This window comes from Nocardioides aquiterrae (assembly GCF_039526625.1).
GTDB classification, from domain to species: domain Bacteria; phylum Actinomycetota; class Actinomycetes; order Propionibacteriales; family Nocardioidaceae; genus Nocardioides; species Nocardioides aquiterrae.
The window spans coordinates 121,756-146,974 of sequence record NZ_BAAAJE010000014.1; the positions used below are offsets into that span (position 1 = coordinate 121,756).

Annotated in this window: 24 protein-coding genes and 1 pseudogene; 16 read left to right on the forward strand and 9 right to left on the reverse strand. The window is 72.9% G+C overall.

Annotated features, from left to right (window positions below):
* Window positions 1-140 precede the first annotated feature (140 nt).
* Genes ABD086_RS14105 through ABD086_RS14115 form a run of 3 tightly spaced genes read left to right on the forward strand, consistent with a single transcriptional unit; the run spans window position 141 to window position 3,239 of the window.
* Window positions 141-1,391 carry a glycosyltransferase family 4 protein gene (locus tag ABD086_RS14105; RefSeq protein WP_343908196.1) on the forward strand — a complete coding sequence of 417 codons (1,251 nt, stop codon included), beginning with the start codon at window positions 141-143 and terminating at the stop codon, window positions 1,389-1,391.
* Window positions 1,378-2,127, forward strand: coding sequence for a class I SAM-dependent methyltransferase (locus tag ABD086_RS14110; RefSeq protein ID WP_343908197.1), 750 nt, complete (start codon window positions 1,378-1,380; stop codon window positions 2,125-2,127). Before ABD086_RS14105 ends, ABD086_RS14110 begins: the two co-directional genes overlap by 14 nt.
* Window positions 2,124-3,239 carry a prenyltransferase/squalene oxidase repeat-containing protein gene (locus ABD086_RS14115; protein ID WP_343908198.1) on the forward strand — a complete coding sequence of 372 codons (1,116 nt, stop codon included), beginning with the start codon at window positions 2,124-2,126 and terminating at the stop codon, window positions 3,237-3,239. Before ABD086_RS14110 ends, ABD086_RS14115 begins: the two co-directional genes overlap by 4 nt.
* Here the strand turns inward: ABD086_RS14115 and ABD086_RS14120 are convergent.
* Entirely contained in the window at window positions 3,198-3,854 is a 657-nt protein-coding gene (locus ABD086_RS14120; protein WP_343908219.1) for a class I SAM-dependent methyltransferase, read from the reverse strand. The genes ABD086_RS14115 and ABD086_RS14120 overlap by 42 nt on opposite strands.
* A 103-nt stretch (window positions 3,855-3,957) precedes the next feature.
* Between ABD086_RS14120 and ABD086_RS14125 the strand changes: the two genes are divergently transcribed.
* The 3 genes from ABD086_RS14125 to ABD086_RS14135 all read left to right on the forward strand — a co-directional run bounded on the left by ABD086_RS14125 (window position 3,958) and on the right by ABD086_RS14135 (window position 8,192).
* Window positions 3,958-6,009: an acyl-CoA dehydrogenase family protein gene (locus tag ABD086_RS14125; RefSeq protein WP_343908199.1), complete on the forward strand. Its 2,052-nt coding sequence runs from the start codon at window positions 3,958-3,960 to the stop codon at window positions 6,007-6,009.
* 106 nt (window positions 6,010-6,115) lie between these two features.
* Window positions 6,116-7,429 carry a lytic transglycosylase domain-containing protein gene (locus ABD086_RS14130; protein WP_343908200.1) on the forward strand — a complete coding sequence of 438 codons (1,314 nt, stop codon included), beginning with the start codon at window positions 6,116-6,118 and terminating at the stop codon, window positions 7,427-7,429.
* The gene (locus tag ABD086_RS14135; RefSeq protein ID WP_343908201.1) at window positions 7,395-8,192 is read left to right on the forward strand and encodes a YwiC-like family protein; all 798 of its coding nucleotides are present in this window, start codon (window positions 7,395-7,397) and stop codon (window positions 8,190-8,192) included. The genes ABD086_RS14130 and ABD086_RS14135 overlap by 35 nt, the downstream gene beginning before the upstream one ends.
* On the opposite strand, the gene ABD086_RS14140 is transcribed toward ABD086_RS14135, so the two are convergent.
* The gene (locus ABD086_RS14140) at window positions 8,155-9,417 is read right to left on the reverse strand and encodes an alpha/beta hydrolase fold domain-containing protein (RefSeq protein ID WP_343908202.1); all 1,263 of its coding nucleotides are present in this window, start codon (window positions 9,415-9,417) and stop codon (window positions 8,155-8,157) included. The genes ABD086_RS14135 and ABD086_RS14140 overlap by 38 nt on opposite strands.
* Window positions 9,418-9,553: 136 nt before the next feature.
* Here ABD086_RS14140 and ABD086_RS14145 point away from each other — a divergent pair, with 136 nt between their 5' ends.
* Window positions 9,554-11,032 (forward strand): WS/DGAT/MGAT family O-acyltransferase, encoded by a 1,479-nt coding sequence (locus ABD086_RS14145; RefSeq protein WP_343908203.1) that lies wholly within the window; start codon window positions 9,554-9,556, stop codon window positions 11,030-11,032.
* Here ABD086_RS14145 and ABD086_RS14150 read toward each other — a convergent pair.
* Entirely contained in the window at window positions 10,953-11,912 is a 960-nt protein-coding gene (locus tag ABD086_RS14150; RefSeq protein ID WP_343908204.1) for an alpha/beta fold hydrolase, read from the reverse strand. The genes ABD086_RS14145 and ABD086_RS14150 overlap by 80 nt on opposite strands.
* An 88-nt stretch (window positions 11,913-12,000) precedes the next feature.
* On the opposite strand from ABD086_RS14150, the gene ABD086_RS14155 reads away from it, so the two are divergent.
* The 5 genes from ABD086_RS14155 to ABD086_RS14175 are packed head-to-tail and all read left to right on the forward strand — an operon-like array spanning window position 12,001 to window position 16,616.
* Entirely contained in the window at window positions 12,001-14,175 is a 2,175-nt protein-coding gene (locus ABD086_RS14155) for an acyl-CoA dehydrogenase family protein (RefSeq protein WP_425571622.1), read from the forward strand.
* Window positions 14,172-14,669, forward strand: a complete 498-nt coding sequence (locus ABD086_RS14160; RefSeq protein ID WP_343908206.1) for an FAS1-like dehydratase domain-containing protein — start codon at window positions 14,172-14,174, stop codon at window positions 14,667-14,669. The genes ABD086_RS14155 and ABD086_RS14160 overlap by 4 nt, the downstream gene beginning before the upstream one ends.
* Window positions 14,666-15,064 carry a Zn-ribbon domain-containing OB-fold protein gene (locus tag ABD086_RS14165; RefSeq protein ID WP_343908207.1) on the forward strand — a complete coding sequence of 133 codons (399 nt, stop codon included), beginning with the start codon at window positions 14,666-14,668 and terminating at the stop codon, window positions 15,062-15,064. Before ABD086_RS14160 ends, ABD086_RS14165 begins: the two co-directional genes overlap by 4 nt.
* A complete protein-coding gene (locus ABD086_RS14170; RefSeq protein ID WP_343908208.1) occupies window positions 15,061-15,456 on the forward strand; it encodes a MaoC family dehydratase in 396 nt (131 codons plus the stop codon). The genes ABD086_RS14165 and ABD086_RS14170 overlap by 4 nt, the downstream gene beginning before the upstream one ends.
* Window positions 15,453-16,616, forward strand: a complete 1,164-nt coding sequence (locus tag ABD086_RS14175; RefSeq protein ID WP_343908209.1) for a lipid-transfer protein — start codon at window positions 15,453-15,455, stop codon at window positions 16,614-16,616. Before ABD086_RS14170 ends, ABD086_RS14175 begins: the two co-directional genes overlap by 4 nt.
* Before the next feature lie 37 nt (window positions 16,617-16,653).
* Here the strand turns inward: ABD086_RS14175 and ABD086_RS14180 are convergent, their stop codons facing one another.
* From ABD086_RS14180 to ppk2, 4 genes and pseudogenes are all read right to left on the reverse strand, one after another.
* Window positions 16,654-17,442, reverse strand: coding sequence for an LLM class flavin-dependent oxidoreductase (locus tag ABD086_RS14180; RefSeq protein ID WP_343908210.1), 789 nt, complete (start codon window positions 17,440-17,442; stop codon window positions 16,654-16,656).
* A complete protein-coding gene (locus ABD086_RS14185; RefSeq protein WP_343908211.1) occupies window positions 17,439-18,167 on the reverse strand; it encodes a dienelactone hydrolase family protein in 729 nt (242 codons plus the stop codon). Before ABD086_RS14185 ends, ABD086_RS14180 begins: the two co-directional genes overlap by 4 nt.
* Window positions 18,168-18,193: 26 nt before the next feature.
* The gene (locus ABD086_RS25325; protein WP_425571623.1) at window positions 18,194-18,406 is read right to left on the reverse strand and encodes a hypothetical protein; all 213 of its coding nucleotides are present in this window, start codon (window positions 18,404-18,406) and stop codon (window positions 18,194-18,196) included.
* A pseudogene (gene ppk2, locus ABD086_RS14190) lies at window positions 18,367-18,998 on the reverse strand (polyphosphate kinase 2). The gene ABD086_RS25325 and the pseudogene ppk2 overlap by 40 nt, the downstream one beginning before the upstream one ends.
* 16 nt (window positions 18,999-19,014) lie before the next feature.
* Here ppk2 and ABD086_RS14195 point away from each other — a divergent pair.
* On the forward strand, window positions 19,015-19,527 hold the full coding sequence (locus ABD086_RS14195; protein ID WP_343908212.1) for a 2'-5' RNA ligase family protein: 513 nt from the start codon (window positions 19,015-19,017) through the stop codon (window positions 19,525-19,527).
* The gene (locus ABD086_RS14200) at window positions 19,524-20,708 is read left to right on the forward strand and encodes a DUF480 domain-containing protein (protein WP_343908213.1); all 1,185 of its coding nucleotides are present in this window, start codon (window positions 19,524-19,526) and stop codon (window positions 20,706-20,708) included. Before ABD086_RS14195 ends, ABD086_RS14200 begins: the two co-directional genes overlap by 4 nt.
* A gap of 95 nt (window positions 20,709-20,803) precedes the next feature.
* Here the strand turns inward: ABD086_RS14200 and ABD086_RS14205 are convergent, their stop codons facing one another.
* Together ABD086_RS14205 and kstD are read right to left on the reverse strand one after the other, a co-directional pair.
* Window positions 20,804-21,652: a MaoC/PaaZ C-terminal domain-containing protein gene (locus ABD086_RS14205; protein ID WP_343908214.1), complete on the reverse strand. Its 849-nt coding sequence runs from the start codon at window positions 21,650-21,652 to the stop codon at window positions 20,804-20,806.
* Window positions 21,653-23,332: a 3-oxosteroid 1-dehydrogenase gene (gene kstD / locus ABD086_RS14210; RefSeq protein WP_343908215.1), complete on the reverse strand. Its 1,680-nt coding sequence runs from the start codon at window positions 23,330-23,332 to the stop codon at window positions 21,653-21,655.
* 35 nt (window positions 23,333-23,367) lie between these two features.
* On the opposite strand from kstD, the gene ABD086_RS14215 reads away from it, so the two are divergent.
* Complete coding sequence (locus ABD086_RS14215; RefSeq protein ID WP_343908216.1) at window positions 23,368-24,165, forward strand: 2-keto-4-pentenoate hydratase; 798 nt, start codon at window positions 23,368-23,370, stop codon at window positions 24,163-24,165.
* A gap of 4 nt (window positions 24,166-24,169) precedes the next feature.
* Entirely contained in the window at window positions 24,170-25,069 is a 900-nt protein-coding gene (locus ABD086_RS14220) for an acetaldehyde dehydrogenase (acetylating) (protein ID WP_343908217.1), read from the forward strand.
* The last annotated feature ends 150 nt before the right edge of the window (window positions 25,070-25,219 follow it).

A 25,219-nucleotide genomic window follows, 5' to 3' on the forward strand; every position in this document is an offset into this window, starting at 1 on the left:
CGTACTGGTGACCCCCGAGAGTCACGTTGACGTCGACGACTAGGCTAACAATTCATGGGCTAAAATAGGAACACGTTCCACTTTGCGGGTACGGCGTGTCCCACGTCCGTCACCATCAGAAAGCCAGAGAGAGGGTGCGGATGCGGGTCGCGCTGTTGTCCTACCGGAGCAAGCCCCACTGCGGCGGCCAAGGCATCTACATCCGGCACCTGAGCCGCGAGCTGGTCGCCCTCGGGCACACCGTGGAGGTGTTCTCCGGACAGCCGTACCCGGAGCTCGACCCCGGCGTCGAGCTCACCAAGCTGCCGAGCCTGGACCTCTACCGCGAGCCCGACCCGTTCCGGGTCCCGAAGCTCAAGGAGTTCCGCGACCGCATCGACGTCGAGGAGTTCCTCACGATGTGCGCGGCCGGGTTCCCGGAGCCCAAGACGTTCAGCCTGCGCGCCGTCCGCGCGCTGAAGGACCGGGTCGGCGAGTTCGACATCGTCCACGACAACCAGGTGCTCGGCTACGGCATGCTCGAGATCGAGAAGCTCGGCCTGCCGCTGATCACCACGCTGCACCACCCGATCAGCTACGACCGCCGCATCGACATCGCCTCGACGCGGAACCCGTGGCGCAAGTTCACGCTGAGCCGCTGGTACGGCTTCGTGCGGATGCAGGCCAAGGTCGCCCGCCGGGCGCGCAAGATCCTGACGCCGTCGGAGACCTCCAAGCGCGACATCGCCCGCGACTTCGGGGTCGACCCGGCGCGGATGCAGGTGATCCTGCTGGGCGTGGACGACGGGTTCGTGCCGCCCACCAAGCCCCGCGTGCCCGGCCGGATCATGGCGATGGCGAGCGCGGACGCCCCGATGAAGGGCATCGCGACGCTGCTGGAGGCGTTCGCCAAGCTCCGCACCGAGCGCGACATCGAGCTCTTCCTCGTCACCAAGCCGAAGGAGGGCGGCCGCACCGAGAAGCTGATCGACAAGCTCTCGATCCAGGACTCCGTCCACTTCGTGCACGGCATCTCCGACGCCGAGCTGGTCGAGCTGATGGGCTCCGCCGAGCTCGCCTGCGTGCCGTCGCTCTACGAGGGCTTCTCGCTCCCCACCGCCGAGCTGATGGCCTGCAGTACGCCGCTCGTGGTCTCGGACGCCGGGGCGATCCCCGAGGTGGTGGGGCCCGACGGGCTCTGCGCCGACCTGGTCACCCCCGGCGACGTGGGCGAGCTGGAGGCGGCGATCGCCGCGCTGCTGGACGACCCCGAGCGGCGCGAGCGCTACGGGCGGGCCGGCCGGCAGCGGGTCGAGGAGCTGTTCAGCTGGCGCGCGGTGGCCCAGAAGGTCGCGGCGGCGTACGAGGAAGTGATCGCGGACTACCGAGGAGAGCGCAGTGCTGACCGTTGACTTCGACCGGCTCGGGCTGCGCCCGGGCGAGCGCCTGCTCGACATGGGCGCGGGCGGCGGGCGGCACGCGTTCGAGGCCTACCGCCGCGGCGCCGACGTGGTCGCGTTCGACATGGACGCCGACGAGCTCGCGGGCGTGCTGGAGATCTTCGGCGCGATGAAGGAGCAGGGCGAGGTGCCCGAGGGCGCCAACGCCGACATCAAGCAGGGCGACGCGCTCGAGCTGCCGTTCGCCGACGGGGAGTTCGACCGGATCATCGCGGCCGAGGTCCTCGAGCACATCCACGCCGACGTCGACGCGATCAAGGAGCTGGTCCGGGTGCTGCGCCCCGGCGGCACGATGGCGATCTCGGTGCCGCGCTGGCTGCCCGAGGTCATCAACTGGAAGCTCTCGAGCGAGTACCACGACGCCCCGGGCGGCCACATCCGGATCTACACCGACCACGAGCTGATCGACAAGGTCACCAAGGCCGGCCGGTTCAACGACGGTACGCCGGGCGACGCGATGATCTTCGAGGGCAAGGCGTACGCCCACGGCCTGCACGCGCCGTACTGGTGGATCAAGTGCGCGGTGGGCGTGAACAACGACGACCACCCCGCCGCCAAGGCGTACCACCGGCTGCTGGTCTGGGAGATCATGAAGCAGCCCAGGGCGCTGCAGCTCGCCGGCAAGGTCCTGGACCCGCTGATCGGCAAGAGCATGGTGCTGTACTTCCGCAAGCCCGACGTCGCATGAGCATCCCGTACGTCGAGGGCGTGCTGAGCGCCGAGCAGGTCGCCGAGTCCGCGGCCTCGATCGCCGCGATGCAGGAGCCGTGGGGCGCGATCCCGTGGACCACGGGGGAGCACGTCGACATCTGGAACCACGTCGAGGCCGCGATGGCGATGCTCGTCGGGGGCGAGGTCGAGGCGGCCGAGCGCGCCTACGCCTGGATCCCCACGATGCAGCACGCCGACGGGTCCTTCCCGATGAAGATCGTCGGCGGCCGGGCCGCGGACGACCGCGGCGACGTCAACATGACGGCGTACGTCGCCGTGGGGCTGTGGCACCACTGGCTGGTGCGCCGCGACCTGGAGTTCGTCCATGAGTACTGGCCGATGGTGCGCGCCGCACTCGGGTGGGTCGTCTCGCAGCAGGTGCCGTGGGGCGGGATCAACTACACGCCCACCGAGGACTACTGCCTGCTGACCGGCAACTCGAGCATCTACCACTCGTTGCGTGCGGGCGTCGCGCTCGCCGACCTCCTCGACGACCCGCAGCCCGAGTGGGAGCTCGCGGGCGGCCGGCTCGGCCACGCGGTGCGCGAGCACCGCGACCTGTTCGAGGACAAGTCCACCTACTCGATGGACTGGTACTACCCGGTCCTCGGCGGGGCGGTGCGCGGCCGGGCTGCGTTCGACCTGCTCGAGACGCGGTGGGACGACTTCGTCGTCCCCGGCCTGGGCATCCACTGCGTCGACACCAACCCGTGGGTGACCGGTGCGGAGACCTGCGAGCTGGCGATGGCGCTCGACCTGCTCGGCGACCACCGCCGTGCGCTGACCCTGCTGAGCGACATGCAGTTCCTGCGCGAGGACGACGGCCGCTACTGGACCGGCTGGGTCTACGGCGACCAGTCGCTCACCGACGAGCCGCGCAACGTGCACTGGCCGGTCGAGCACACGACGTACACCGCGGCCGCGGTGATCCTGGCCGTCGACGCGCTCGGCGAGGTCGCCGGGCACAGCACGGCCGGCTCGGGCATCTACCGCGGCACCTCGCTGGCGCCGCACTTCACCGAGCTCGCGCTCGAGTGCGGCTGCCCGTCAGCCGACCGGCTCTCCGGCCTCCCCGGCCGTACGTCGTAGCACCCGCATCGAGCCCAGCGCCTCCACCTCGGTGAAGGCGCCGCCCTCGAGCGCCCGGAGGAAGACGTGGTACGGCGGCTGCCCGCCGTCGGCCGGGTCGGGGAACACGTCGTGGATGACGAGCAGCCCGTCGCGCAGGATCCAGGGCGCCCAGCCGGAGTAGTCGTTCTGCGCGTGCTCCTCGGCGTGCCCGCCGTCGATGAACAGCAGGGACAGGGGAGTGCGCCACAGCGCGCTGACCGTCGTGCTGCGGCCGACGATCGCCACCACCTGCTCCTCCAGGCCCGCGCGGGCGATGGTGCGGCGGAAGACGGGGAGCGTGTCCATCAGCCCGAACTCCTCGTCGACCAGCGAGGCGTCGTGGTGCTCCCAGCCGGCCTGGTTCTCCTCCGACCCGCGGTGGTGGTCGACCGTGACCACGGTGCCGCCGACCTCGCGGGCCGCGGCGCCCAGGTAGATCGCGGACTTGCCGCAGTAGGTCCCGACCTCGAGCACCGGCCCGTGCGGCAGTCGCTCGCGGGCGTACCGGTGCAGCAGCAGCCCCTCGTCCTCGGGCATGAAGCCCTTGGCGTCGAGCGCGTGGCTCAGCCACTCCTGGGCAGGGTCCGCGGGCATGTCGGTCACGCGAGGACTCTAGTAGAGTTGTAACACGTTCTAGTTTCGACGGTGGTTGAGGTGCGAGCGAAGCGAGCCTCGAAACCACCCGACCGGAGGGTCAATGTCCATCGGGATCTCCGACGAGCACGTCGAGCTCGCGTCCAGCCTGCGCAAGTGGGCCGCCGACCTGCGCGGCCGCGAGCTGGCCCGGGCGGCCGAGGAGGAGGCCGGCGCCACCTTCGCCGACGCCTGGCAGGCGCTCACCGAGATGGGCGTACCGGCGATCGGGCTGTCGGAGTCCGCCGGCGGCGGGGGCGGTACGACGCTGGACGTCGCCGTGGCGCTGGAGGCCTGCGCCCACGAGCTCCTGCCGGGGCCGCTGCTCGGCCCGGCCGTCGCCGCGTCCGTGCTGGGCGCGGTCCCGGACGGCGCCGTCGTCGGCCTGGCGCTCGGCGACGCCGTCTGGGACGCGCCGTCGGCCACGCACGTCCTCGCCGAGGTCGAGGGTGCCTGGCGGCTGCTCCCGCGGGAGGCGGTGGACCTGACGCCGGTGCGCGGGCTCGACCTGGCCCGGCGCTTCGGCCGGCTGCGGGTGCTCGACCCCACCGCCGGCGAGCCGGCGGACGTCACGACCGAGCGGGTCCGGCGTACGGCCGTCAGCCTGGCCGCCGCCGAGGCGGCGGGCGTCGCGCGCTGGTGCCTGGCGACGGCGGTCGAGTACGCGAAGGTGCGCGAGCAGTTCGGGCAGAAGATCGGCAGCTTCCAGGCGGTCAAGCACCTGTGTGCGGAGATGCTGGAGACCGCCGAGGCGGTCACGGCCGTGGCCTGGGACGCCGCGGCCGCCGCGGGCGGGGACGAGGTGCAGTGGGCGTTCGCCACCGACGTGGCCGCGGCGGTGGCCTTCGACGGCGCCGTCGACGTGGCGAAGTCGTGCATCCAGGTGCTCGGTGGCATCGGCTTCACCTACGAGCACGACGCCCACCTCTACCTGCGCCGGGCGCTGACGCTGCGTGCCCTCGTCGGAGACGCCGACGAGGCGGCCGAGCGGCTGACCGCCGCCGCGGTCGCCGGGGTACGCCGGCGCGTGGAGATCGACCTCGAGGGCCGCGACGCGCAGGTCCGCGACGAGGTGCGCGCGAACGTCGAGCGGATCGCGGCGCTCCCGGAGGCGGGGCGGCGCGCGGCGTTCGTCGAGACGGGCTACCTGGCCCCGCACTGGCCCGCGCCGTACGGCCTGGGCGCGGACGCGGTGACCCAGCTCGTCATCGACCAGGAGCTGGCCCGCGCCGGGCTCGACCGGCCGGACATCGTGATCGCGGGCTGGGCGGTCCCGACGATCCTCGAGCACGGGACCGACGAGCAGCGCGAGCGGTTCGTGCGGCCGTCGCTGCTCGGCGAGCTGGTGTGGTGCCAGCTCTTCTCCGAGCCGGGCGCCGGCTCCGACCTGGCGGCGCTGCGGACGAAGGCGGAGCGGGTCGAGGGGGGCTGGCGGCTGACCGGCCAGAAGGTCTGGAATTCGGTCGCCGAGCGTGCCGACTGGGGCATCTGCCTGGCCCGGACGAACCCGGACGCGCCCAAGCACCGCGGCATCACCTACTTCCTCGTGGACATGCGGAACAGCGAGGGGATCGACGTGCGGCCGCTGCGCGAGATCACCGGCAAGGCGCTGTTCAACGAGGTGTTCCTCGACGGCGTCTTCGTGCCCGACGAGCTCGTCGTCGGTGAGGTCGACGACGGCTGGCGGCTGGCCCGGACGACGCTCGCCAACGAGCGCGTGGCGATGGGCTCGAGCCGGCTGGGACACAGCGTCGAGCGGGCGGTGGAGATCGCCGCCGCGGGCGGCACCGCGGCCCACCGGGTCCGCGTCGGGCACGCGGTCGCGCTCTCGACCGTCTGCTCGCTGCTCGGGGTGCGCTCGACGATGCGGTCGCTGGCGGGTCAGGGGCCCGGCGCGGAGTCGAGCGTGGCCAAGCTCCTCGGCGTCCGCAGCCGGCAGGACGGCGCGGAGCTCGTGGTCGAGCTGCACGGCGACCGCCTCCTGCTCGAGGCCGACGAGGAGCTGCGGGCCGACGTCTGGGAGCTGCTGAACACCCGGTGCCTGTCGATCGCGGGGGGCACCACCCAGATCCTGCGCAACGTGGCGGGCGAGCGGATCCTGGGGCTGCCCCGCTGACCCCCGGCGTGAATGTCTAGAAAATCACTCCACATTGGGGTGCGATTCACCCGCGCGGTTCCGCGCCGAGGTTTACGCTGGAAGCGCCATGGTCACCGTCCGTCCTGTGCGACTCGCCCTCACCGCCACGCTCACCATCGCGAGCGTCGCCGTCGCGGTGCACTCGTGGACGTCCCCGGCCCCCGTCCAGCACGTCGGTGCCGGTCCGATCGACACGCTCGTGACGACGGCCGACCCGTCCCTGCCGGCCACCTCCGGCGGCCGCGTGGCCGTGGTTCGCGACGTCGCTCCGGTCTCGGCCGCGCGGACCGGCGACATCCCGGTCACCGCGATGCTGGCCTACCAGCGCGCCGCGACGGTCGTCGGCAAGGTCGACCGCACCTGCGGGCTCTCCTGGACCCTGCTCGCCGCGATCGGTGGCGTGGAGTCCGACCACGGTCGCGACGGCGGCGCGGTGCTGGGCAGTGACGGCGTGTCGAAGCCGCTCATCCGTGGGGTCGCGCTCGACGGGCACGGCAAGGTCGCGAAGGTCGCCGACACCGACGCCGGGCGCCTGGACGGCGACCGCCGCTGGGACCACGCCGTGGGGCCGATGCAGTTCCTGCCGTCGACGTGGACCAGCGTCGGCGTCGACGCGGACGGCGACGGCAAGCGCTCCGCCGACGACCTCGACGACGCCGCCCTCGGCGCCGCGGTCTTCCTCTGCTCCGCGCCGGGCTCGCTCGACACGCGCTCAGGGGTCCGCACCGCCCTGCACCGCTACAACCCGTCGGCGGCGTACGTCGCCCGGGTGATGGCGCTCGAGCACGAGTACCGCACCGGCGACTACGCGCTGCCGGCCCTGCCCCAGGACGGCCCGGTCCTGGTGCGCGCCGAGGCGCCGCTCCCGACGGTCGAGCAGCAGGAGCACCCCGGCCGCCAGCCCGGCCACGAGCAGCAGCACCAGCAGCCCACCGGCCATCCCGAGGGCGCGCAGACCGGCATGGGCGGCGACCACCAGCAGCCGGGCGGCTCGCCGGGACACCTGCCCGACCCCACGCCGACGCCGGACCCGGCGCCCACGCCGGACCCGACCCCTACGCCGACCCCCACGCCGGACCCGACGCCGGAGCCGGGTGCGCCGACCGAGCTCACCGGCATCCTGCAGGCCTGCGGCACCGAGGAGGAGCCGGCGTGGTGCGTGGCCGACGCCGAGCAGGAGACGGTGCTCGACGTCGGTGACGAGGACTACCTGGCCGCCGACGCGCTGGCCGACTTCGACGCCGACGGCACGGTGGAGACCAACGCCGACGAGCTCGCCGGCCTGGCCGACACCGAGGTGACCGTCACCGTCGCGCTGACCGACGACGCGCCGGCGGTGCTGCTCGCGATCGGCGACGACGAGTATGTCGCGGACGAGGACACCGAAGCCCCGCGCTGAGCCCGGCAGCGGCCGCCCCCGCCGCGACCCGGTCGTCCCGCCCCAGCACGGCGCCTGGGGATTCCTCGGCCTGCCCCTGCTGCTGGGCGTCGCGGCGGCCGGCTGGTCCCCGTGGCTGCCGGAGCTGGCGGTCGCGTGGGTCGCGGCGTACCCGGCCAGCTGGGCCGTCACCGGACTGCTGACCGCGCGTGGCCGGCGGGAGCGGTTCCGTCGGGCCGTCCTCCTCTGGACGCCGCTGTGCCTGCTCGCCGGGGCGCCGCTGCTGGTCACGCACCCGTGGCTGGGCTGGGTGCTGCTGGGCTACCTCGCGCTGTTCGCGGTCAACCTGCTCGAGGCGCGGCGGCACCGCGAGCGGTCGATGACCAACGACCTCGTGCTGGTCGCCGAGTGCGTGCTGCTGGTGCCGGTCGTCGCCGGCGTGGTGGACGGGGTGGGGAACGCGCTGACGACGGAGGTGCTGCTGGCGATGCTGGTCACCGCGCTGGCGTTGGTCGGCTCGACCCTGCACGTGAAGTCCCTGATCCGCGAGCGCAACAACCCCGCCTACACCACGGCGTCCCGGGTGTTCGCGGTCGCGGCACCGGTCGTCGTCGTGGCGGCCTGCGCGGCCTCGGGCACCTCCGGGTGGCTCGCGGCGCCCTTCGTGCTCCTGGCGGCCCGGGCGATCTGGTGGCACGACCCGGGGTGGCGGCCGGCGCGCATCGGCCTGGTCGAGCTGGCCGGGTTCAGCCTCGTGGCTGCGGCGGGGTTCTGGACCCTGTAGCCGCGCGCTCGCGGCGCCAGCCGTTCCAGTGCCAGTGGAGGTAGCGGTCGATCGCACGGACCACGTGGGCGCTGCGGATCGACGGGAACACGTCGAACGCGTGCTGCGCACCGGGCAGCTCGGCGTACACGACCGTCGCCCCGGACACGTCGCGCAGCCGCTGCACGAACAGTCGCGCCTGCTCGACCGACACCAGGGAGTCGTGGGCGCCGTGCAGGACGAAGAAGTCGGGGGCCTCCTTGGTGATCCGCAGCAGGGGAGTGCCGGCCTCGAAGACCTCCGGCGCCTCCTCCCACCGCCGCTGGACGATCCGCGGCGCCAGGAAGCGGTCGCGCATCAGCTCGGCGCTGCGCAGCCCGGTGCACCCGGCGAAGTCGTAGACGCCGTAGTGCGGCACCGCGACCGCGACGCTGGTGTCGGCGTCCTCGAAGCCGGGCTGGTACGCCGGGTCGCCGGCGGTCACCGCGGCCAGCGCGGTCAGGTGGCCGCCGGCCGAGCCGCCGGTGATCGCGACGTAGTCCGGGTCGCCGCCGTACTCCTCGATGTGCTCGCGGATCCACGCGATCGCGCGCTTGACGTCGACGATCTGGGCCGGGAAGGGGTCGCGCGGCGCCAGCCGGTAGTTGATCGCGACGCAGACCCAGCCCTTCGCGGCCAGGTGCTGCATGAGCGGGATGCCCTGCTGGTCCTTGGTGCCGATCGTCCAGCCGCCGCCGTGCACCTGGAGGAGGACCGGAGCCCGGTCGCTCCCGTTGGCCGGGCGGTAGACGTCGAGCAGCCCGCGCTTGCCGTGCTCGGGCGCGTAGGGGATGTCCTTCTCGACGACCACGGCGTCGTTGCGCATCCGGAACGGGTTGACGAGCCGGCGCCACGGCGTCGCCAGCTCGGCCGGGGTGGGCAGCGCGTCGAGCTGCTCGGCGTAGTCGGCGCCGATGCCCTCCACCAGCGCCTCCTCGGCGTCCTTCTGGACCCGCCGGGCCTGGTCGACCAGGAACGCCTGGCCGGCCAGGTTGAGCGCCGCGAGGGCCAGGCCGGCGCGGCTGCGCGGCCGGCGGACGGCGTGCGCGGCGGTGTCGGCCGCCGTGAGCGCCAGCAGGTGCGGCGCGAGCTCCGAGGTCAGCCAGCCGGCCGCGAACGACGGGATGCCGGCGCGGAACCCGGGGACCGGCCGGATGGCGTTCGCGGTGAGGGCTGCGGTCACGAGCTGGCGGCGCAGGAACGACATGGCCCTCAGACTAGGAGCAGCATCGAGACGGTCGTCACGCGTGTCGTCCGTGGGAGACTGTCGTTACCGAACTGAAACACGTTCCACTTGGCGGTGCGGGCGTGGCAGGTGGGGAACAGGCGGGAAAGAGGGAGTCATGGAACGGCTGTCGGGGCTCGACGCGAGCTTCCTGTACCTGGAGACGCCGGCGCAGCTGATGCACGTGTGCGGCGTGATCGTGCTCGACCCGAGCACGATGCCGGACGGCTACTCGTACGCGGCGTTCCGCGACGAGCTCGAGCGCCGCGTCCGCGACGTCCCGGAGTTCACCCGCAAGCTGCGCCGCGTGCCGATGGGCATCGACCACCCGGTCTGGGTGCGCGACAGCCACTTCGACATCGACCGGCACGTGCACCGCCTCGCGCTGCCGTCGCCCGGCGGGTACGCCGAGCTGGTCGAGCTCACCAGCCACCTGGCCGGCCTGCCGCTGGACCGCTCCGCCCCGCTGTGGGAGATGTGGGTGATCGAGGGCTACCAGGACGACAAGGTCGTGGTGTTCTCCAAGATGCACCACGCCACCGTCGACGGCGTCTCCGGGTCGAACCTGGTCTCCCACCTGTGCAGCCTCGAGCCGGACGCGGGCCCGATGGCGAGCAGCGAGCCGCGGCCGGCCGGGCACGAGCCGGGCCGGGCCGAGCTGTTCGGGCGCGGCCTGCTGGGCGCGATGACCCGCCCGCTGAACGCCGTGAAGCTGGTCGCGCCGTCGACCCAGCTGATCGCGAAGACGGTGGGCCGGGCCCGCGCCGGCACCGCGATGGCCGCGCCGTTCTCGGCGCCGCGCACGTCGTTCAACGGCACCATCACCGGGCACCGCGCGATCGCGCTGGCGGACATGTCGCTCGACGACATCCGCCAGATCAAGAACGCGACCGCGACCACCGTCAACGACGTCGTCCTGGCGGTTGCCGGTGGCGCGCTGCGCTCCTATCTCGAGGACCGCGACGAGCTGCCCTCGAGCTCGCTGCTGGCGACCGTGCCGGTGTCGGTGCGCGAGCAGTCGCAGCGCTCGGGCGGCGCGAACAAGGTGTCGGCGCTGTTCGCCAAGCTCGGCACCGACACCGAGGACCCGCTCGAGCGGCTGCGCGACCTGGCCGAGCGCAACCGGCACGCGAAGGAGCACCACTCCGCGATCAGCGCCGACTCGCTCCAGGACTGGGCGGAGTTCGCGGCGCCGCGGACCTTCGGCCTGGCGGTGCGCGCGTACGCCGGCCTCAAGCTGCCCGAGCTGCACCCGGTCGTGCACAACCTGGTGATCTCGAACGTTCCCGGTCCGCCGGTGCCGCTCTACTTCATGGGCGCGCTGATCGAGGCGCTGTACCCGTTGGGCCCGGTGTTCCACGGCGCCGGCCTGAACGTCACCGTCATGTCGAACAACGGCCGGGTGCACGTCGGGATCATCGCCTGCCGCGAGTCCATGCCGGACGTCGAGGACCTGGTCCGCCGGTTCCCGGCCGAGCTGACCCGCCTCAAGGCCGCCGTCGTCGCCGAGGCCCCGGTCAGGCGGACTCGGAGGTCCGCGACGAAGAAGACGGCGAAGTCGGCCTCCGGCGCGGGAAGTCGCGGCGCCGCGCGTTGACGGTGTTCACGGCCTCCAGGAGGGCCGGGACGAACCGCTCGGCCTCCATCACGCAGCTGGCGTGACCGGCGGGGATGTCGTGGATCGTGGCGCCGGGGATCCGGCGCGCCAGCGCGATCTGGTTGTCCGGCGGCAGCACCTTGTCCTTGAGGGTGACCACCACCGCGGTCGGCACGTCGATGCGGCCCAGCCACGGCCGGGAGTGGTGGCGGCCGAGCGCGGCGACCGCCTGGCCGACCGCCCAGGGGCTGGTGCTGCGGAACTCCTCGACCGCCCAGTCGTGGATGTCGAGCGGCGCGATGCCGAGCGTCCGGTTCGTGGCGCGCCCGGCGGCCCGCGCGGCGCGCGCCGCCGTCCGCGAGCGCGAGACGCCGCGGGCGGCGCCCATGGCCACGCCCATCGCGGCGTGGAAGGACCGCTCGGCGAGCGTCGAGCGGAACCGGTCGGTCGTCGCGCACAACACCAGGCCGGCGACCTTGTCGGGGTGCTGGCGCCAGACCCGCTGCGCCACGATCGAGCCCATCGAGAAGCCGGCGACGATCGCCTCGCCGAGGTCGAGGGCGTCGATGACCGCCGCCACGTCGTCGGCGCAGTCGACCAGCGAGAACTCCGGCGACTGGATGCCCCGGCCGTGCCAGCGCTGATCGAGGGTGACCACGCGGTAACGCCGGGAGAGCGGCTCGATCGAGGGGAACCAGGTGAGCAGCCCGGTGCAGCCGACCGCGTGCAGGAGCACCACCGCGGGGGAGTCCGGGCTCGGCCCGGGGGTGTCGGTCACGTACGTCGCGCCGCGGCCCGGGAGCTCGAGCATCCGGCCCTCGGGGATGCGCGCGTACGGCACGTACACGCGCCTCTTGAGGAGCGAGCGCGGTGTGTGCATCGGGGTCTCCTCGTTCTCGACGGGCGTGCCGTTCTGGAGTAGAACAGGTTACAGTTTCGCACGTCAGGTACCCGAGCACGGGCAGGAGATGCGGGTGAGTGAGGCAGTCGAGGCCGTCCGGTCGGTCGTCCGCGAGGCGCTGGAGCGGGCCGGCGACGACGCGGAGGCGACCTGGGCGGCGCTGGGCGAGGCGGGGCTGCTCGCGCTGCCGGTCCCCGAGGCCCAGGGCGGCGAGGGGCTCGGGCTTGCCGAGGTCGCCGTGCTCCTGCGGGAGAGCGGCCGCCGTGCCATGCAGCTGCCGGTCTGGGAGACGCTGTGCTGCGGCGTGCTCACCCTCGCCGCGGCGGGCTCGGACGAGCAGCGGTCGGCGTACCTGCCCGGTGTCGCCGCGGGCGAGACGCTGCTGAGCCCGGCCCTGCGTGAGCTCGCCGCGACGACGTACGCCGAGGGCACGGTGAGCGGCCGCAAGATCGGCGTCACGTACGCCGACCGGGCGGCCCGGCTGCTCGTGACCGCGGCGTCCGCCGACGGCCCCGTGGTGGCGCTGGTCGACCCGAGCGGACCCGGTGTCGAGCTGCTCGCGTCGATGTCGAGCCTCGGCACCCCGCAGCACACCGTGGTCCTCGACGGCGCGCCCGCCGAGTTGCTGCCCGGGGCGGACGCCGCGCGGGTGCTGCGCGAGCTGTGGGTGGCGGGCCTGTGCCTGACCGCCGCCGGCGTGGTCGAGGGGGCGCGCGACCTGACCGCGGCGTACATCAAGGGCCGGACGCAGTTCGGCCGGTCGCTGGCGGAGTTCCAGGCGGTCGCCATGCAGATCGCCGACGTCTACATCGCCTCCCGCACGGTCGACCTGGCCGCGGAGAACGCCGCCTGGCGGATCACCGAGGGCCTCGGCGCCGGGCTCGACCTCGCGGGTGACGACCTGGCCGTCGCGGCGTACTGGGTCTGCCACGAGGCGCCCGGCGCGATGCGGACCTGCCACCACCTGCACGGCGGCATGGGCGTGGACATCACCTACCCGATGGCGCGCTACTCCTCGTGGGTCACCGACATCGTGCACGCGCTCGACGCGCAGCCCGACGACGTGCCCGTCGAGGACCCGGCGACCAAGAACCTCGAACTCACCGAGGAGCAGCGGGCGCTCAAGGCCGAGCTGCGCGAGTACTTCACCGGCCTCGCCGACGAGAACGAGCACCGCGACATGGCGCTGGACCGGCACGGCGAGACCTACCAGCGGGTGGTCCGGCAGATGGGCGAGGACGGCTGGATGGGGGTCGGCTGGCCGACGGAGTACGGCGGCCACGGGCTCGGTGAGATCGAGCAGACGATCTTCGCCAACGAGGCGCAGCGCGCCGACGTGCACCTGCCGGCGGTGACGCTGCAGACCGTGGGGCCGACGCTGATCCGGTACGGCACGCCAGTGCAGAAGGAGATGTTCCTCGAGCGGATCCTCAAAGGCGACGTGCACTTCGCGATCGGCTACAGCGAGCCGGACGCCGGCACCGACCTGGCGTCGCTGCGCACGACCGCCCGCCGCGACGGCGACCACTACGTCGTCAACGGGCAGAAGCTCTGGACCACCGGCGGGCACCAGGCCGACTACATCTGGCTGGCCTGCCGCACCGACCCGGACGCCCCGAAGCACCAGGGCATCTCGATCCTCATCGTCGACACCAGCGACCCCGGCTACTCCCACACGCCGATCATCACCGCGGACGGCTCGCACCACGTCAACGCGACGTACTTCAACGACGTGCGGGTGCCGGCCGACATGCTGGTCGGCGAGGAGAACCAGGGCTGGAAGCTGATCACCACCCAGCTCAACCACGAGCGGGTGATGCTCGGCCCGGCCGGGCGGCTCGAGGGGCTGCGCGACCGGGTCGCGGAGTGGGCCGCGAAGCAGGGCGTGGTCGACCGGCCCGACGTACGCCGGGTGCTGGGTCAGGTGACCGCGGTGTTCCGCGTCAACGAGCTGCTGAACTGGGAGGTCGCCCGCGCCGCCGCGGACGGCGAGATCTCCGTGGGCGACGCGTCGTCGTCCAAGGTGTTCGCGGCCGACCAGGTGCAGCACCTCGCCGCCGACCTGACCGCGATCGTGCACCGGTACGGCGACCCGGCGGACGAGGAGACCGATCGGCTGATGAGGTACCTGGACGGCCAGGCCAAGCGGAACCTCGTCCTCACCTTCGGCGGGGGCGTGCAGGAGGTGCAGCGCGAGCTGATCGCGATGTTCGGCCTCGGGCTGCCGAGGGTGCCGCGATGAACGAGGTGACCGCGCACGAGCGGATCATGGCGGAGGCCGAGCGGATCATCGCGCTCGGCGAGTGCTCGGAGTCGGTGGCGCCGTACGAGGTCAACCAGCCGACGATCGGCACCTGGCTGGACGCGATGGGCTACGAGAACGAGCGGTTCCGCAACGGCGAGGCGCCGCCGTCGATGGCCCAGGTGTGGACCATGCCCGGCCTCGGCCGGCGCCGGCCGGACGACGACCCGCTGAGCCGAATGATGGAGGTCCTCACCGCCGAGGGCTACACCGCCGTGCTGGGCACGAACTGCGAGCAGACCTACGAGCGCTACCTGAAGGTGGGGGAGCACCTGCGGGTCACGACCGCCCTGGACTCGGTGGCCGGGCCGAAGAGCACCGCGATGGGCGAGGGCTACTTCGTGACGTCGCGGAACACCTGGTACGTGGGCCCGGAGAAGGTCGCGACGATGCTCTTCCGGGTCCTGAAGTTCATCCCGAAGGAGAAGGCATGACCGCCGCGGTCATCCGCCCGATGATCGGGCAGGACTCCCAGTACTTCTGGGACGGCACCGCCGCCGGCGAGCTGCGGATCCAGCGCTGCAACGCCTGCGGCGCCCTGCGGCACCCGCCCGGCCCGGCCTGCCCGGAGTGCGGGGCGCTGGACCGCGGGCACGTCGTGGCCGCGGGCACCGGCACCGTCTTCTCGTACGTCGTGCACCGGCACCCGCCCGTGCCGGGCAAGGAGCTGCCGATCGTGATCGCGCTGATCGACCTCGACGAGGGCGTGCGCATGGTCGGCGAGGTCGTCGACGTGGCCGACGACGAGATCGAGATCGGGATGCGGCTGCGCGTGGACTGGAACCGCGTCGACGACGAGCTGACCCTGCCGGTCTGGAGGCGAGCATGAGGGCTGGAGAGCGGATTCCCGAGTGGTCGCTGCCGCTGACCCCGACCACGATCGTGAGCACCGCGATCGCCACCCGGGACTGGCAGGACGTCCACCACGACCGCGACGTCGCGCAGGCGGCCGGGTCCAAGGACATCTTCATGAACATCCTGACCACCAACGGGCTGGTCGAGCGGTACGTCGTCGACTGGGCTCGCCAGAGATATGGACGGAGCGACACCGAGCTCAAGGGCATCGCGATCCGGCTCGGTGCGCCGGCGCACCCCTACGACACGCTGACGTTCAGCGGCACCGTGGAGTCGGTCGAGGACGGCATCGCGACGATCTCGGTCGTCGGGCGGGTCTCGCTCGGCGACCACGTGACCGGCACCGTGACGGTCGTGGCGCCATGAGCCTTTACCGCAAGGCGGCGATCGCCGGGATCGGGGCGACCGAGTTCTCCAAGGAGTCCGGCCGGTCCGAGCTGCAGCTGTCCGTGGAGGCCGTGCAGCACGCGCTGGCCGACTGCGGGCTGACCCCGGCCGACGTGGACGGCTTCACGACGTTCACGATGGACACCTCCTCGGAGATCGCGGTCGCCCGCGAGCTCGGCTGCGGTGAGCTGCGGTTCTTCAGCCGGATCAACTTCGGCGGCGGCGGCGCCTGCGCGACCGTGCAGCAGGCCGCGATGGCGGTCGCCACCGGCGTGGCCGACTGCGTGGTGGCGTACCGCGGCTTCAACGAGCGCTCGGGCTCGCGGTTCGGGCAGTTCTCGGTCGCGGCCGCGACCCAGGTGAACACCAACGGCCTCGACAACGCCTGGACCTACCCGATGGGCCTCGGCACGCCGGCGGCGACCGTGGCGATGCAGGCGCGGCGCTACATGCACGAGTACGGCGCCACCTCGGAGGACTTCGGCCGGGTGGCGGTGGCGGACCGCCGGCACGCGGCGACCAACCCGGACGCGTTCTTCTACGGGCGGCCGATCACGCTCGAGGACCACCAGGCCTCCCGGATGATCGTCGACCCGCTGCACCTGCTCGACTGCTGCCAGGAGAGCGACGGCGCGGTGGCGCTGGTGATCGTCTCCGCCGAGCGCGCCCGGGACCTGGCCCAGAAGCCGGCGTACATCTCGGCGGCGGCGCAGGGGAGCGGCGTCGACCAGTTCGTGATGACGTCGTACTACCGCCAGGACATCGGCATCCCCGAGATGGGCGTGGTCGGCCGCGAGCTGTGGCGCCAGAGCGGGCTCGGGCCGGACGACGTGCAGATGGCGATCCTCTACGACCACTTCACGCCGTACGTGCTCATGCAGTTGGAGGAGCTCGGCTTCTGCGGCCGCGGCGAGGCGCCCGGCTTCGTCGCCGACGGCGCCATCGAGATCGGCGGCAAGCTGCCGCTGAACACCCACGGCGGCCAGCTCGGCGAGGCCTACATCCACGGCATGAACGGCATCGCCGAGGGCGTCCGCCAGGTCCGCGGCACCTCGGTCAACCCCGTCGACAACGTCGAGCACGTCCTGGTCACCGCCGGGACCGGCGTCCCCACCTCCGGCCTGGTCCTCTCCGCCTGACCGGGTCGTCCGCCTCTGGCACCCGAATACGCCACCCTCAGGCGGACGACCCGAGCCCCGGGCCCGCGTCGACGATGCGTTGCACCTCGGCGAGGTCGAGGTCGTAGGGGCCGATCCGGGTGAGGAGCCAGGTGGCGCCGGTGTCGAGCCAGGGACTGTGGTCCTGGTCGGCGCGCAGGTCGATGACCAGGTCGTACGGCGCCGCCGGGACCTGCGCGGCCACGGTCGCCACGTCGTCCGGCGAGCCGAGGCCGATGACGAAGAACCCGTCGTACGCCGTGGCGCGGCGCAGGGGAGCCGCGTTCGGGAACCGCCCCGCGAGCCAGATCGGCACCCGCGGCGCGGGCAGGAAGCGCACGTCGCGGGCCGCGTAGTGCGGCCCGTCGTGCGCGACGGGTTCGCCCGACAGCAGTCCGGTGAGCACCTCGAGGCCCTCGTCCAGCATCTCCCCGCGCACCCGCGGGGACGCCTCGTCGCCGAAGGCGCTGAACTCGCCGACCCAGTCGTCGCCGAGGCCGAGGCCCAGCACGAACCGGCCGTCGGACAGCACGGCGAGCGACGACGCCTGCCGCGCGAGCACCTGCGGCCGGCGCCGGGCCAGGGGCGTCACCATGGGCCCGACAAGCAGCGAGGACGTGCGCATCGCCACGGCCGCGCAGCAGGTCCACACGTCCGCGATCGCCGAGACGCGCTCGCCGTACTGCAGGTGGTCCCAGAGGAAGAAGCCCTCCCACCCCGCCGCCTCGGCGCGGGCGGCGAGGTCGCCGACCACCCGCGGGTCGGCGAGCGCGTCGAACGGCGCGACGAACAGGCCGCGGCGGGTCACCGAAGCTTCTCGCCGAAGAACGCAAGCACCCGGTCGACGGCCTCCTGGGAGCGGTGCTCGGTCAGCGTCGAGTGGCCCTTGCCGTCGAGCTCGACGCGGAGGAACGCGTCGCCGATCTCCCGGGTGAGCGTGTCGAAGCGGGTGCCCACCGCCGGGTCCTGGCGGTAGCGCAGCCCGAGCACCTGGCACCCGGCGGCCGCCCGGTCGCGCACGGCGGCCAGGTCGCCGGGGGAGAGGTTGAGGTCGGCGGCCCGCTTCCTCCCGACCGCGAACGGCAGCGACGGCTGGGCGAGCACCGGCGCGGCGACGGCGGTGTCGACCATCATCGCCAGCGCGAACCCGCCGGTGAAGCACATGCCGAGCGCGCCGACGCCCGGCCCGCCGAGCTCCTCGTGCAAGGAGCGGGCCAGGCTGCGCAGCCAGACCGCCACCGGCGACGTCTCGCCCCGTGCCATCGTCGTGAACTCGCGGCTCACGCAGGCCCGCGGCAGCACCGTGAGCACGTTGCCGGCCGACATCGGCGCCTCCGGCGTGCCGAACAGCGACGGCATGACGACCGTGAACCCGGCGGCGACCACCTCCTCGCCGAAGCCGATCACGCTCGGGGTCAGCCCGGGCATCTCGTGGATGACGATCACGCCGGGGCCGCTGCCCTTGCGGTACGTCGGGTGCGTCACCCCCTCGGCCGTGTGGTCGCCGGGTGTCCAGGAGTCGAGGAGCGCCATGGGCGCAGTATTCCTGAGGGTCGGCTCTAGCCGAGCAGCGTGGCCACGTGGTCCGGCACGTACGTCGCCTGCTCGCGCGGCGGCCGCCGGTAGCCGGTCGCCGGCGGCCGGTCCGGCACCTCGATCGGGGCCAGGTCGACCTCGGTGTAGGGGATCACCGAGAGGAGGTGGGCCATCATGTTCAGCCGCGCCTCCTTCTTCACGTCCCCCTCGACGACGTACCACGGCGCCTCCGGCACGTCGGGTGCACCATCATCTCGTCCTTGGCGCGGGAGTAGTCCTCCCACCGGGTGATCGACTCGAGGTCCATCGTGGAGAGCTTCCAGCGGCGCACCGGGTCGCCGAGGCGCTCGCGGAAGCGGTGCTGCTGCTCCTCGTCGCTGACCGAGAACCAGTACTTGAGCAGCAGGATCCCGTCCTCGACCAGCAGCCGCTCGACGATCGGGCACTGGTGCAGGAACCGGCGGTACTCGTCCGGCGTGCAGAAGCCCATCACCCGCTCGACGCCGGCGCGGTTGTACCAGGAGCGGTCGAACAGCACGATCTCGCCGCGGCTGGCAGCTGCTCGACGTACCGCTGGAAGTACCACTGGCCGCGCTCGCGCTCGCTCGGCACCGGCAGCGCCGCGATCCGGGCCACCCGCGGGTTGAGGTACTGCGTGATCCGCTTGATCGTGCCGCCCTTGCCGGCGGCGTCGCGGCCCTCGAAGACGATCACCACCCGCGCGCCGGACGCGCGCACCCACTCCTGCACCTTGACCAGCTCCGCCTGCAGGCGGAACAGCTCCGCCTCGTACGCCGCGGCCCCCAGGCGCTTGCGCTGCTTGCCCATGGGGCAGCCTAAGCACGTGCCCCGGCTCCATGCGCTCGAACTCGTGCCCGACGCGCGCGGCCAGGACCTGGTCCGCCGGGACTGGCAGGCGCTGCACGACGCCGGCCTGCCCTCCCAGCTCGACCACCGCGCGCCGACGAACGCGCCGCACGTCACGGTCGTCGCCGCGGCGGACCTCCCCGACGCCGCGATCGACGTCGCCAAGGCCCGGCTCGGGAGCCTGCTGCCGGTGCGGGCCCGCGCCGCCGGGGTGCTGCTGCTCGGCGGCGAGCGGCTCACGGTGGCCCGGGCGCTCGACATCGACGACGACGTCGTACGCCGGGTGCTCGCCGTGCGGGTCCAGGTCCCCGACCGGCAGCACGTCGGCTGGATCCCGCACGTGACGCTCGCCCGGCGGCTCGACCGCGCCGACGCCCAGCGCGCGATCGACGTGCTGGGGTACGCCGACGTCGAGCTCACGCTGACCGCGCTGCGGCGCTGGGATCCCGACCGGGGGCGGGTGACGACGGTCGTAGAGTCGCGTCCGTGACCGACCTCCCCGAGCTCGATCCCGAGGAGCAGCGGGTCCTGGGCAGCCTGCTGGAGAAGCAGGTGACCGTCCCCGCGACCTACCCGCTGACCCTCAACGCGCTGCGCACCGCGTGCAACCAGAGCAACAGCCGCGACCCGGTGACCGACTACGACGAGCAGACCCTCGAGCAGGTCGGCCGGCGGCTCAAGGACCGCGGGCTGCTGCGGATCGTCTGGTCCGACACCGGGCGCCGCACGCTGAAGTACCACCAGGTCCTCGACGAGGTGCTGGGCCTCGCGCCGGACGAGCGGGCGCTGGTCACGGTGCTGCTGCTGCGCGGCCCGCAGGCGCCCGGCGAGCTGCGGAGCCGGACCGACCGGCTGCACCCGTTCGCCGACCGCGCCGCCGTCGAGGAGACGCTGCGCCGGATGGCCGAGCGGGGGCTGGTCCGCGAGCTGCCGCGCCGCGGCGGCGACCGGGACGCCCGCTGGACGCACCTGCTCGGCGCCGCGGACCCGGAGGCGGCGCCGGCCGCCCCCGTCCAGGTCCCCAGCGGCGCGGAGCGCGACGAGCGGGTGCGCGCGTCGTACGACGCGGTCGCGACGGCGTACGCCGACAGCCTGCTGACCGAGCTCACGGGCCTGCCGTTCGAGACCTGGTTGCTGGACCGGGTGGCCGCGCACGCCGCCGGGGGACCGGTCGTCGAGGTCGGCTGCGGCCCGGGCCACGTGACGGCGTACCTCGCCGACGCCGGGGCGGACGCGACCGGGGTCGACCTGTCGCCCGGCATGGTCGCCGAGGCGCGGCGGCGCTTCCCCGGCGGCTCGTACGAGGTCGGCGACCTGCGGACGCTGATGCGGCCGGCGACGGCGACCGGCTGGTCCGCCGTGCTCGCCTGGTACTCCCTCATCCACCTGGCCCCCTCGGAGCTCCCGGGCGCGCTGGAGGCGCTGGCCCGGCCGCTCGCGCCCGGCGGCTGGCTGGTGCTGGCCCTGCACGCCGGCTCCGACGTCCGCCACCACGACGAGTGGTTCGGCCAGCCGGTCGACCTCGACTTCGTGTACCACCAGGAGGACGGGATCGTGCGCCTGGTGCAGGCCGCCGGGCTGACCGACGTCGAGTGGTACCGCCGCGGCGCGCTCGAGTCCCGCGGCGAGAGCTCGAACCGCCTCTACGTCGTGGCGCGCAAGCCCCGTTGAGTTGGGCGGAAATCACGCGCGAGATGGGCCGAAATCGCACTCTGGCCCAGCTGAACGAGGAACCCTGCCCAACTCAACGGGAATCTTGGCCCAACTCAACGGGGGGTGAGGGCGACGTCGCTCAGGACGGGTGCGCCGTCGCGGTCGCCACCGGCGATCGTCGCTGAGCCGACGATGCGGCCGTCCTCGCGCCAGCCGCGGATGCGCAGGGTCTCGCCCGGGTAGACGACGCCCGCGAACTTCACGCCGAAGCCGGCGACCCGCGAGGCATCGCCCCCGAGCAGCGTCTCGGTGAGCGTGCGCAGCACGATGCCGTAGGTGCACAGCCCGTGCAGGATCGGCGCCGGGAAGCCGGCGGCCTTCGCGAAGTCCGGGTCGGCGTGCAGCGGGTTCCGGTCGCCGCAGAGCCGGTAGAGCAGCGCCTGCTGGGCGAGCACGTCGTACGTCGTGTCCGTGTCGGGCGCCCGGTCGGGCAGCTCGACCGGGGCCGAGGAGCCGCGGTCGCCGCCCCAGCCGCCCTCGCCGCGCACGAAGATCGACGAGCGGGTGGTCCACAGGCGCTCACCCGACGGCGCGGTCGCGACGCCCTCCTGCCAGATCACCGCGGCCTTGCCCTTGTCCCAGACCTCGCTGATCCGGGTCGTGACGGTCGCGGACCCGGACGTCGGGAGCGGCGCCTCCACGGAGACCGACTGCGAGCCGTGCACGACCTGGGCCAGGTCGATGTCGCAGCCGGGCAGGTCGAGCGGCGGCGGGTCGGTCATGCGGAAGGTCGGCGCCACGACGCCGAACGACGGCAGCACCTGCAGCGCCGGTCCCTCGAGCGTGTAGGAGAGGTCGGTCGCGCCGATCGCCAGGTGGTAGAGCAGCACGTCGCTCTCGGTCCACGCGAAGTCGACCGAGCCGAGCTCGGCGCCGATCGCGACGTCGGGGTCGATGGGCATTCAGGACTCCTCGTCGGGCTCGTCGGCGGCGATGGTCTCGGCGGCCAGGTAGCCGAAGGTCAGGGCGGGGCCGATCGTCGCGCCCGGCCCGGCGTACGTGCGGCCCATGACCGCGGACGAGCAGTTGCCGGCGGCGTACAGGCCCGGGATCGGCGACCCGTCGGGCCGCAGCACCCGCGCCCGCTCGTCGGTGACCAGGCCGCCCTTGGTGCCGAGGTCCCCGGGCACGATCTTGACGGCGTAGAACGGCGCGTGGTCGATCGTGTGCAGCGACGGGTTCGGCTTCACGGTGGGGTCGGAGTAGTACTGGTCGTACGCCGACTCGCCGCGGTGGAAGTCCTCGTCGACGCCGGTGCGCGCGAAGCCGTTGAACCGGGTGACCGTCTCGGTGAGCGCGCCGGTCGGCACCCCGATCTGTGCGGCGAGCTCCTCCAGCGTCGCCGCCTTCTTCACCGTCCCGCTCTTGTACCAGCGACCAGGGAACGGCTGCCGCGGCGAGAGCCCGGCGAACAGGTACCGGTTGCGGTAGCGCTGGTCGATGATCATCCACGCCGGCACGTGCGGGACGCCCGTCGCCTCGCCCCGGTAGATCTCGTGCACCGCCTCGACGTACGGCAGCGCCTCGTTCATGAACCGCTGCCCGGCTTGGTTGACGATGATCGAGCCGGGGAGGTTCCGCTCGGCCAGGCAGAACCAGGGCCCGGACGGCAGCGGGATCGTCGGGCCCCACCAGGCGTCGTCCATCAGGTCGACCTGGGCGCCCGCGGCGATGCCGGCGAGCACGCCGCCGCCGGTGTTGAACTGCGAGCCGGTCGTCCAGTCGACCGAGGTCGGCTGCGGCTGGTACTTCTCGCGCATCTCGAGGTTCTTCTCGAAGCCGCCGCTGCCCAGGATCACGCCGCGGCGGGCGCGGACCACCGACTCCCGCCCGTCGCGCAGGACCCGGACGCCGACCACCCGGCCGTCCTCGAGGACCAGGTCGGCGAGCTCGGTGTCGTAGTGGACGGGTACGCCGGCGTCCATCAGGCCCTTGCGCAGCCCGATCGCGATCGCGTTGCCCATCGCGTACATCTGCCGGCCGCGGAGCAGGCTGACCACCCGGCGCACGAGCACCTTGGCCATCGTGAGCGGGCCGCGGATCGTGCGCAGCCCGAGGCTGATCTTGCGGTAGTCGGCCTGGGTGACGATCAGGTTCGCGGGCGCCTTGGTGTACTGCGGGTGCAGCCGCTCGAGCTCGTCGCCGAGGAACCGCGCGTCCATCGGGACCGGCTCGGCCGACCGGCCCGCGGCGCGACCGCCGGGCGCCTCCGGGTGGTAGTCGGCGTACTGCGGCACCCAGGTGAACCGCAGCGGCGTCCGCTCCCGGATGAAGTCGAGGACCTCGGGCCCGCGGGCGAGGTAGGTGTCGCGGCGCACCTTCGGGACGACGTCGCCGACGATCGAGTCGAGGTAGAGCCGGGACAGCTCCGGGTCGTCGGCCTGGCCGGCCGCCCTGAGCGCGTAGTTGTTGGGGATCCAGACCCCGCCACCGCTGCGTGCGGTCGACCCGCCGAAGTACGAGCTCTTCTCGAGGAGGACGGTGTCGAGGCCGCGCGCCGCGGCCGCGAGCGCGGCCATCATGCCCGCACCGCCGGCGCCCACGACGACGACGTCGGCGCTCTCCGGGAAGGGGATCGTCATGGCCAGAAACTGTAACAGGTTCTACTATCGCTCCCGTGACCTGCCAGGACTCCATCTCGGCCGCCGTCGCGCGCCTGGCCGAGGCGCAGGCGACCCGGATCCCGTGCACGCCGGTGCGCGACCTGATCGGGACCGAGGACCTCGCTGCGGCGTACGCCGTCCAGCAGGGCCTCGTGCAGGGCCGCCTCGCCGGGGGAGCCCGCGTCGTCGGCCGCAAGATCGGCGCGACCTCGGAGGCCGTGCAGACCCAGCTCGGCGTCGACCAGCCGGACTTCGGCTACCTGCTCGACGACATGGACGTGTCCCGGGAGAGTCCCGTCTCGATGCGGACGCTGCTCCAGCCGCGGGTCGAGGGCGAGGTCGCGTTCGTCCTCGCCCGCGACATCGACCCTCCTGACGGGGAGGAGATCACGCTCGACCTGGTCCGCGCGGCGGTCGAGGTCGCACTCCCCGCCATCGAGATCGTCGACTCCCGGATCGCCGACTGGAAGATCGGCTTCACCGACACCGTCGCCGACAACGCCTCCAGCGGCCTGTTCGTCGTGGGCACCGACGGCCGCACGGTGGACGAGCTCGAACCTCGGGACGTCACGATGTCGCTGACGATCAACGGCGAGGAGCGCTCCGCCGGCACCGGCGACGCCTGCCTGGGCGACCCGCTCGAGGCGCTGCGTTGGCTGGCCGTGCAGGCGCAGCGGTTCGGCGACCCGCTGCGCGCCGGCCACCTGATCCTGTCCGGGGCCCTGGGCCCGTTCGTGCCGTTCGCCCCGGGGGACCGGGTCGTCGCGACCATCAGCGGCTTCGCGCCGCTGAGCGTCACCTTCGAGGAGTGAACAGATGAGGAAGTCGTCCGCAGCCATCGTGGGGCCGGGCAACATCGGCACCGACCTGATGTACAAGCTGCTCCGCTCCGACGTGATCGAGCCGAGGTGGATGATCGGCGTCGACCCGACCAGCGAGGGCCTGCGGCTGGCGGCCGAGCATGGCCTCGAGGCGTCGCACGAGGGCGTGGACTGGCTGCTCAAGCAGGACGAGCTGCCGGACCTGATCTTCGAGGCGACCTCGGCGTACGTGCACCGCGAGTACGCGCCGCGCTACGAGGAGGCCGGCATCCGCGCCGTGGACCTCACGCCGGCCGCGGTCGGTCCCGCGGTCATCCCGCCGGTGAACGGCGAGGAACACTGCGGCGTGGGGGGCGCGATGAACGTCAACATGATCACCTGCGGCGGCCAGGCCACCATCCCGATGGTCGCCGCGGTCTCCCGCGCCGCGACCGTGTCGTACGCCGAGATCGTCGCCTCGGTCGCGTCGGTCTCCGCCGGGCCGGGCACCCGCGCGAACATCGACGAGTTCACCCGCACCACGGCCGCGGGCGTGACCGGCATCGGGGGAGCGGCGGAGGGCAAGGCGATCATCATCCTCAACCCCGCTGAGCCGCCGATGATCATGCGCGACACGATCTTCTGCGCCGTGCCGCCGGACGCCGACCGCGACGCGATCGTGCAGTCGATCGTCGCGATGGAGAAGGCCGTGCAGGAGTACGTGCCCGGCTACCGGCTGCTGCAGGAGCCGCAGCTCGACGACCCGTCGCCCGCGACCCGCGGCCAGACGAAGGTGTCGATCTTCGTCGAGGTGGAGGGCGCGGGGGACTACCTGCCGCCGTACTCCGGCAACCTCGACATCATGACCGCCGCCGCCACGCAGGTGGGCGAGAACATCGCGAGGAGCATGCTGTGAACACGCTTGATCGGACCTGGAAGGGCAGTCACGGTGGCGAGCTCGACCTGCGCCTGACCGACACCTGCCTGCGCGACGGCTCGCACCACAAGCGGCACCAGTTCACGGCGCAGGAGTGCCACGACATCGTCGAGGCGCTCGACGCCTCCG

Excerpts from the sequence above, each read along its gene's own strand:
- ABD086_RS14105 (WP_343908196.1), top strand. The coding sequence starts at position 141 with ATGCGGGTCGCGCTGTTGTCCTACCGGAGCAAGCCCCACTGCGGCGGC.
- ABD086_RS14115 (WP_343908198.1), top strand. The coding sequence starts at position 2,124 with ATGAGCATCCCGTACGTCGAGGGCGTGCTGAGCGCCGAGCAGGTCGCC.
- ABD086_RS14120 (WP_343908219.1), bottom strand. The coding sequence starts at position 3,854 with ATGCCCGCGGACCCTGCCCAGGAGTGGCTGAGCCACGCGCTCGACGCC.
- ABD086_RS14125 (WP_343908199.1), top strand. The coding sequence starts at position 3,958 with ATGTCCATCGGGATCTCCGACGAGCACGTCGAGCTCGCGTCCAGCCTG.
- ABD086_RS14135 (WP_343908201.1), top strand. The coding sequence starts at position 7,395 with ATGTCGCGGACGAGGACACCGAAGCCCCGCGCTGAGCCCGGCAGCGGC.
- ABD086_RS14140 (WP_343908202.1), bottom strand. The coding sequence starts at position 9,417 with ATGTCGTTCCTGCGCCGCCAGCTCGTGACCGCAGCCCTCACCGCGAAC.
- ABD086_RS14145 (WP_343908203.1), top strand. The coding sequence starts at position 9,554 with ATGGAACGGCTGTCGGGGCTCGACGCGAGCTTCCTGTACCTGGAGACG.
- ABD086_RS14150 (WP_343908204.1), bottom strand. The coding sequence starts at position 11,912 with ATGCACACACCGCGCTCGCTCCTCAAGAGGCGCGTGTACGTGCCGTAC.
- ABD086_RS14155 (WP_425571622.1), top strand. The coding sequence starts at position 12,001 with ATGCGGGTGAGTGAGGCAGTCGAGGCCGTCCGGTCGGTCGTCCGCGAG.
- ABD086_RS14160 (WP_343908206.1), top strand. The coding sequence starts at position 14,172 with ATGAACGAGGTGACCGCGCACGAGCGGATCATGGCGGAGGCCGAGCGG.
- ABD086_RS14165 (WP_343908207.1), top strand. The coding sequence starts at position 14,666 with ATGACCGCCGCGGTCATCCGCCCGATGATCGGGCAGGACTCCCAGTAC.
- ABD086_RS14170 (WP_343908208.1), top strand. The coding sequence starts at position 15,061 with ATGAGGGCTGGAGAGCGGATTCCCGAGTGGTCGCTGCCGCTGACCCCG.
- ABD086_RS14175 (WP_343908209.1), top strand. The coding sequence starts at position 15,453 with ATGAGCCTTTACCGCAAGGCGGCGATCGCCGGGATCGGGGCGACCGAG.
- ABD086_RS14185 (WP_343908211.1), bottom strand. The coding sequence starts at position 18,167 with ATGGCGCTCCTCGACTCCTGGACACCCGGCGACCACACGGCCGAGGGG.
- ABD086_RS14205 (WP_343908214.1), bottom strand. The coding sequence starts at position 21,652 with ATGCCCATCGACCCCGACGTCGCGATCGGCGCCGAGCTCGGCTCGGTC.
- kstD (WP_343908215.1), bottom strand. The coding sequence starts at position 23,332 with ATGACGATCCCCTTCCCGGAGAGCGCCGACGTCGTCGTCGTGGGCGCC.
- ABD086_RS14220 (WP_343908217.1), top strand. The coding sequence starts at position 24,170 with ATGAGGAAGTCGTCCGCAGCCATCGTGGGGCCGGGCAACATCGGCACC.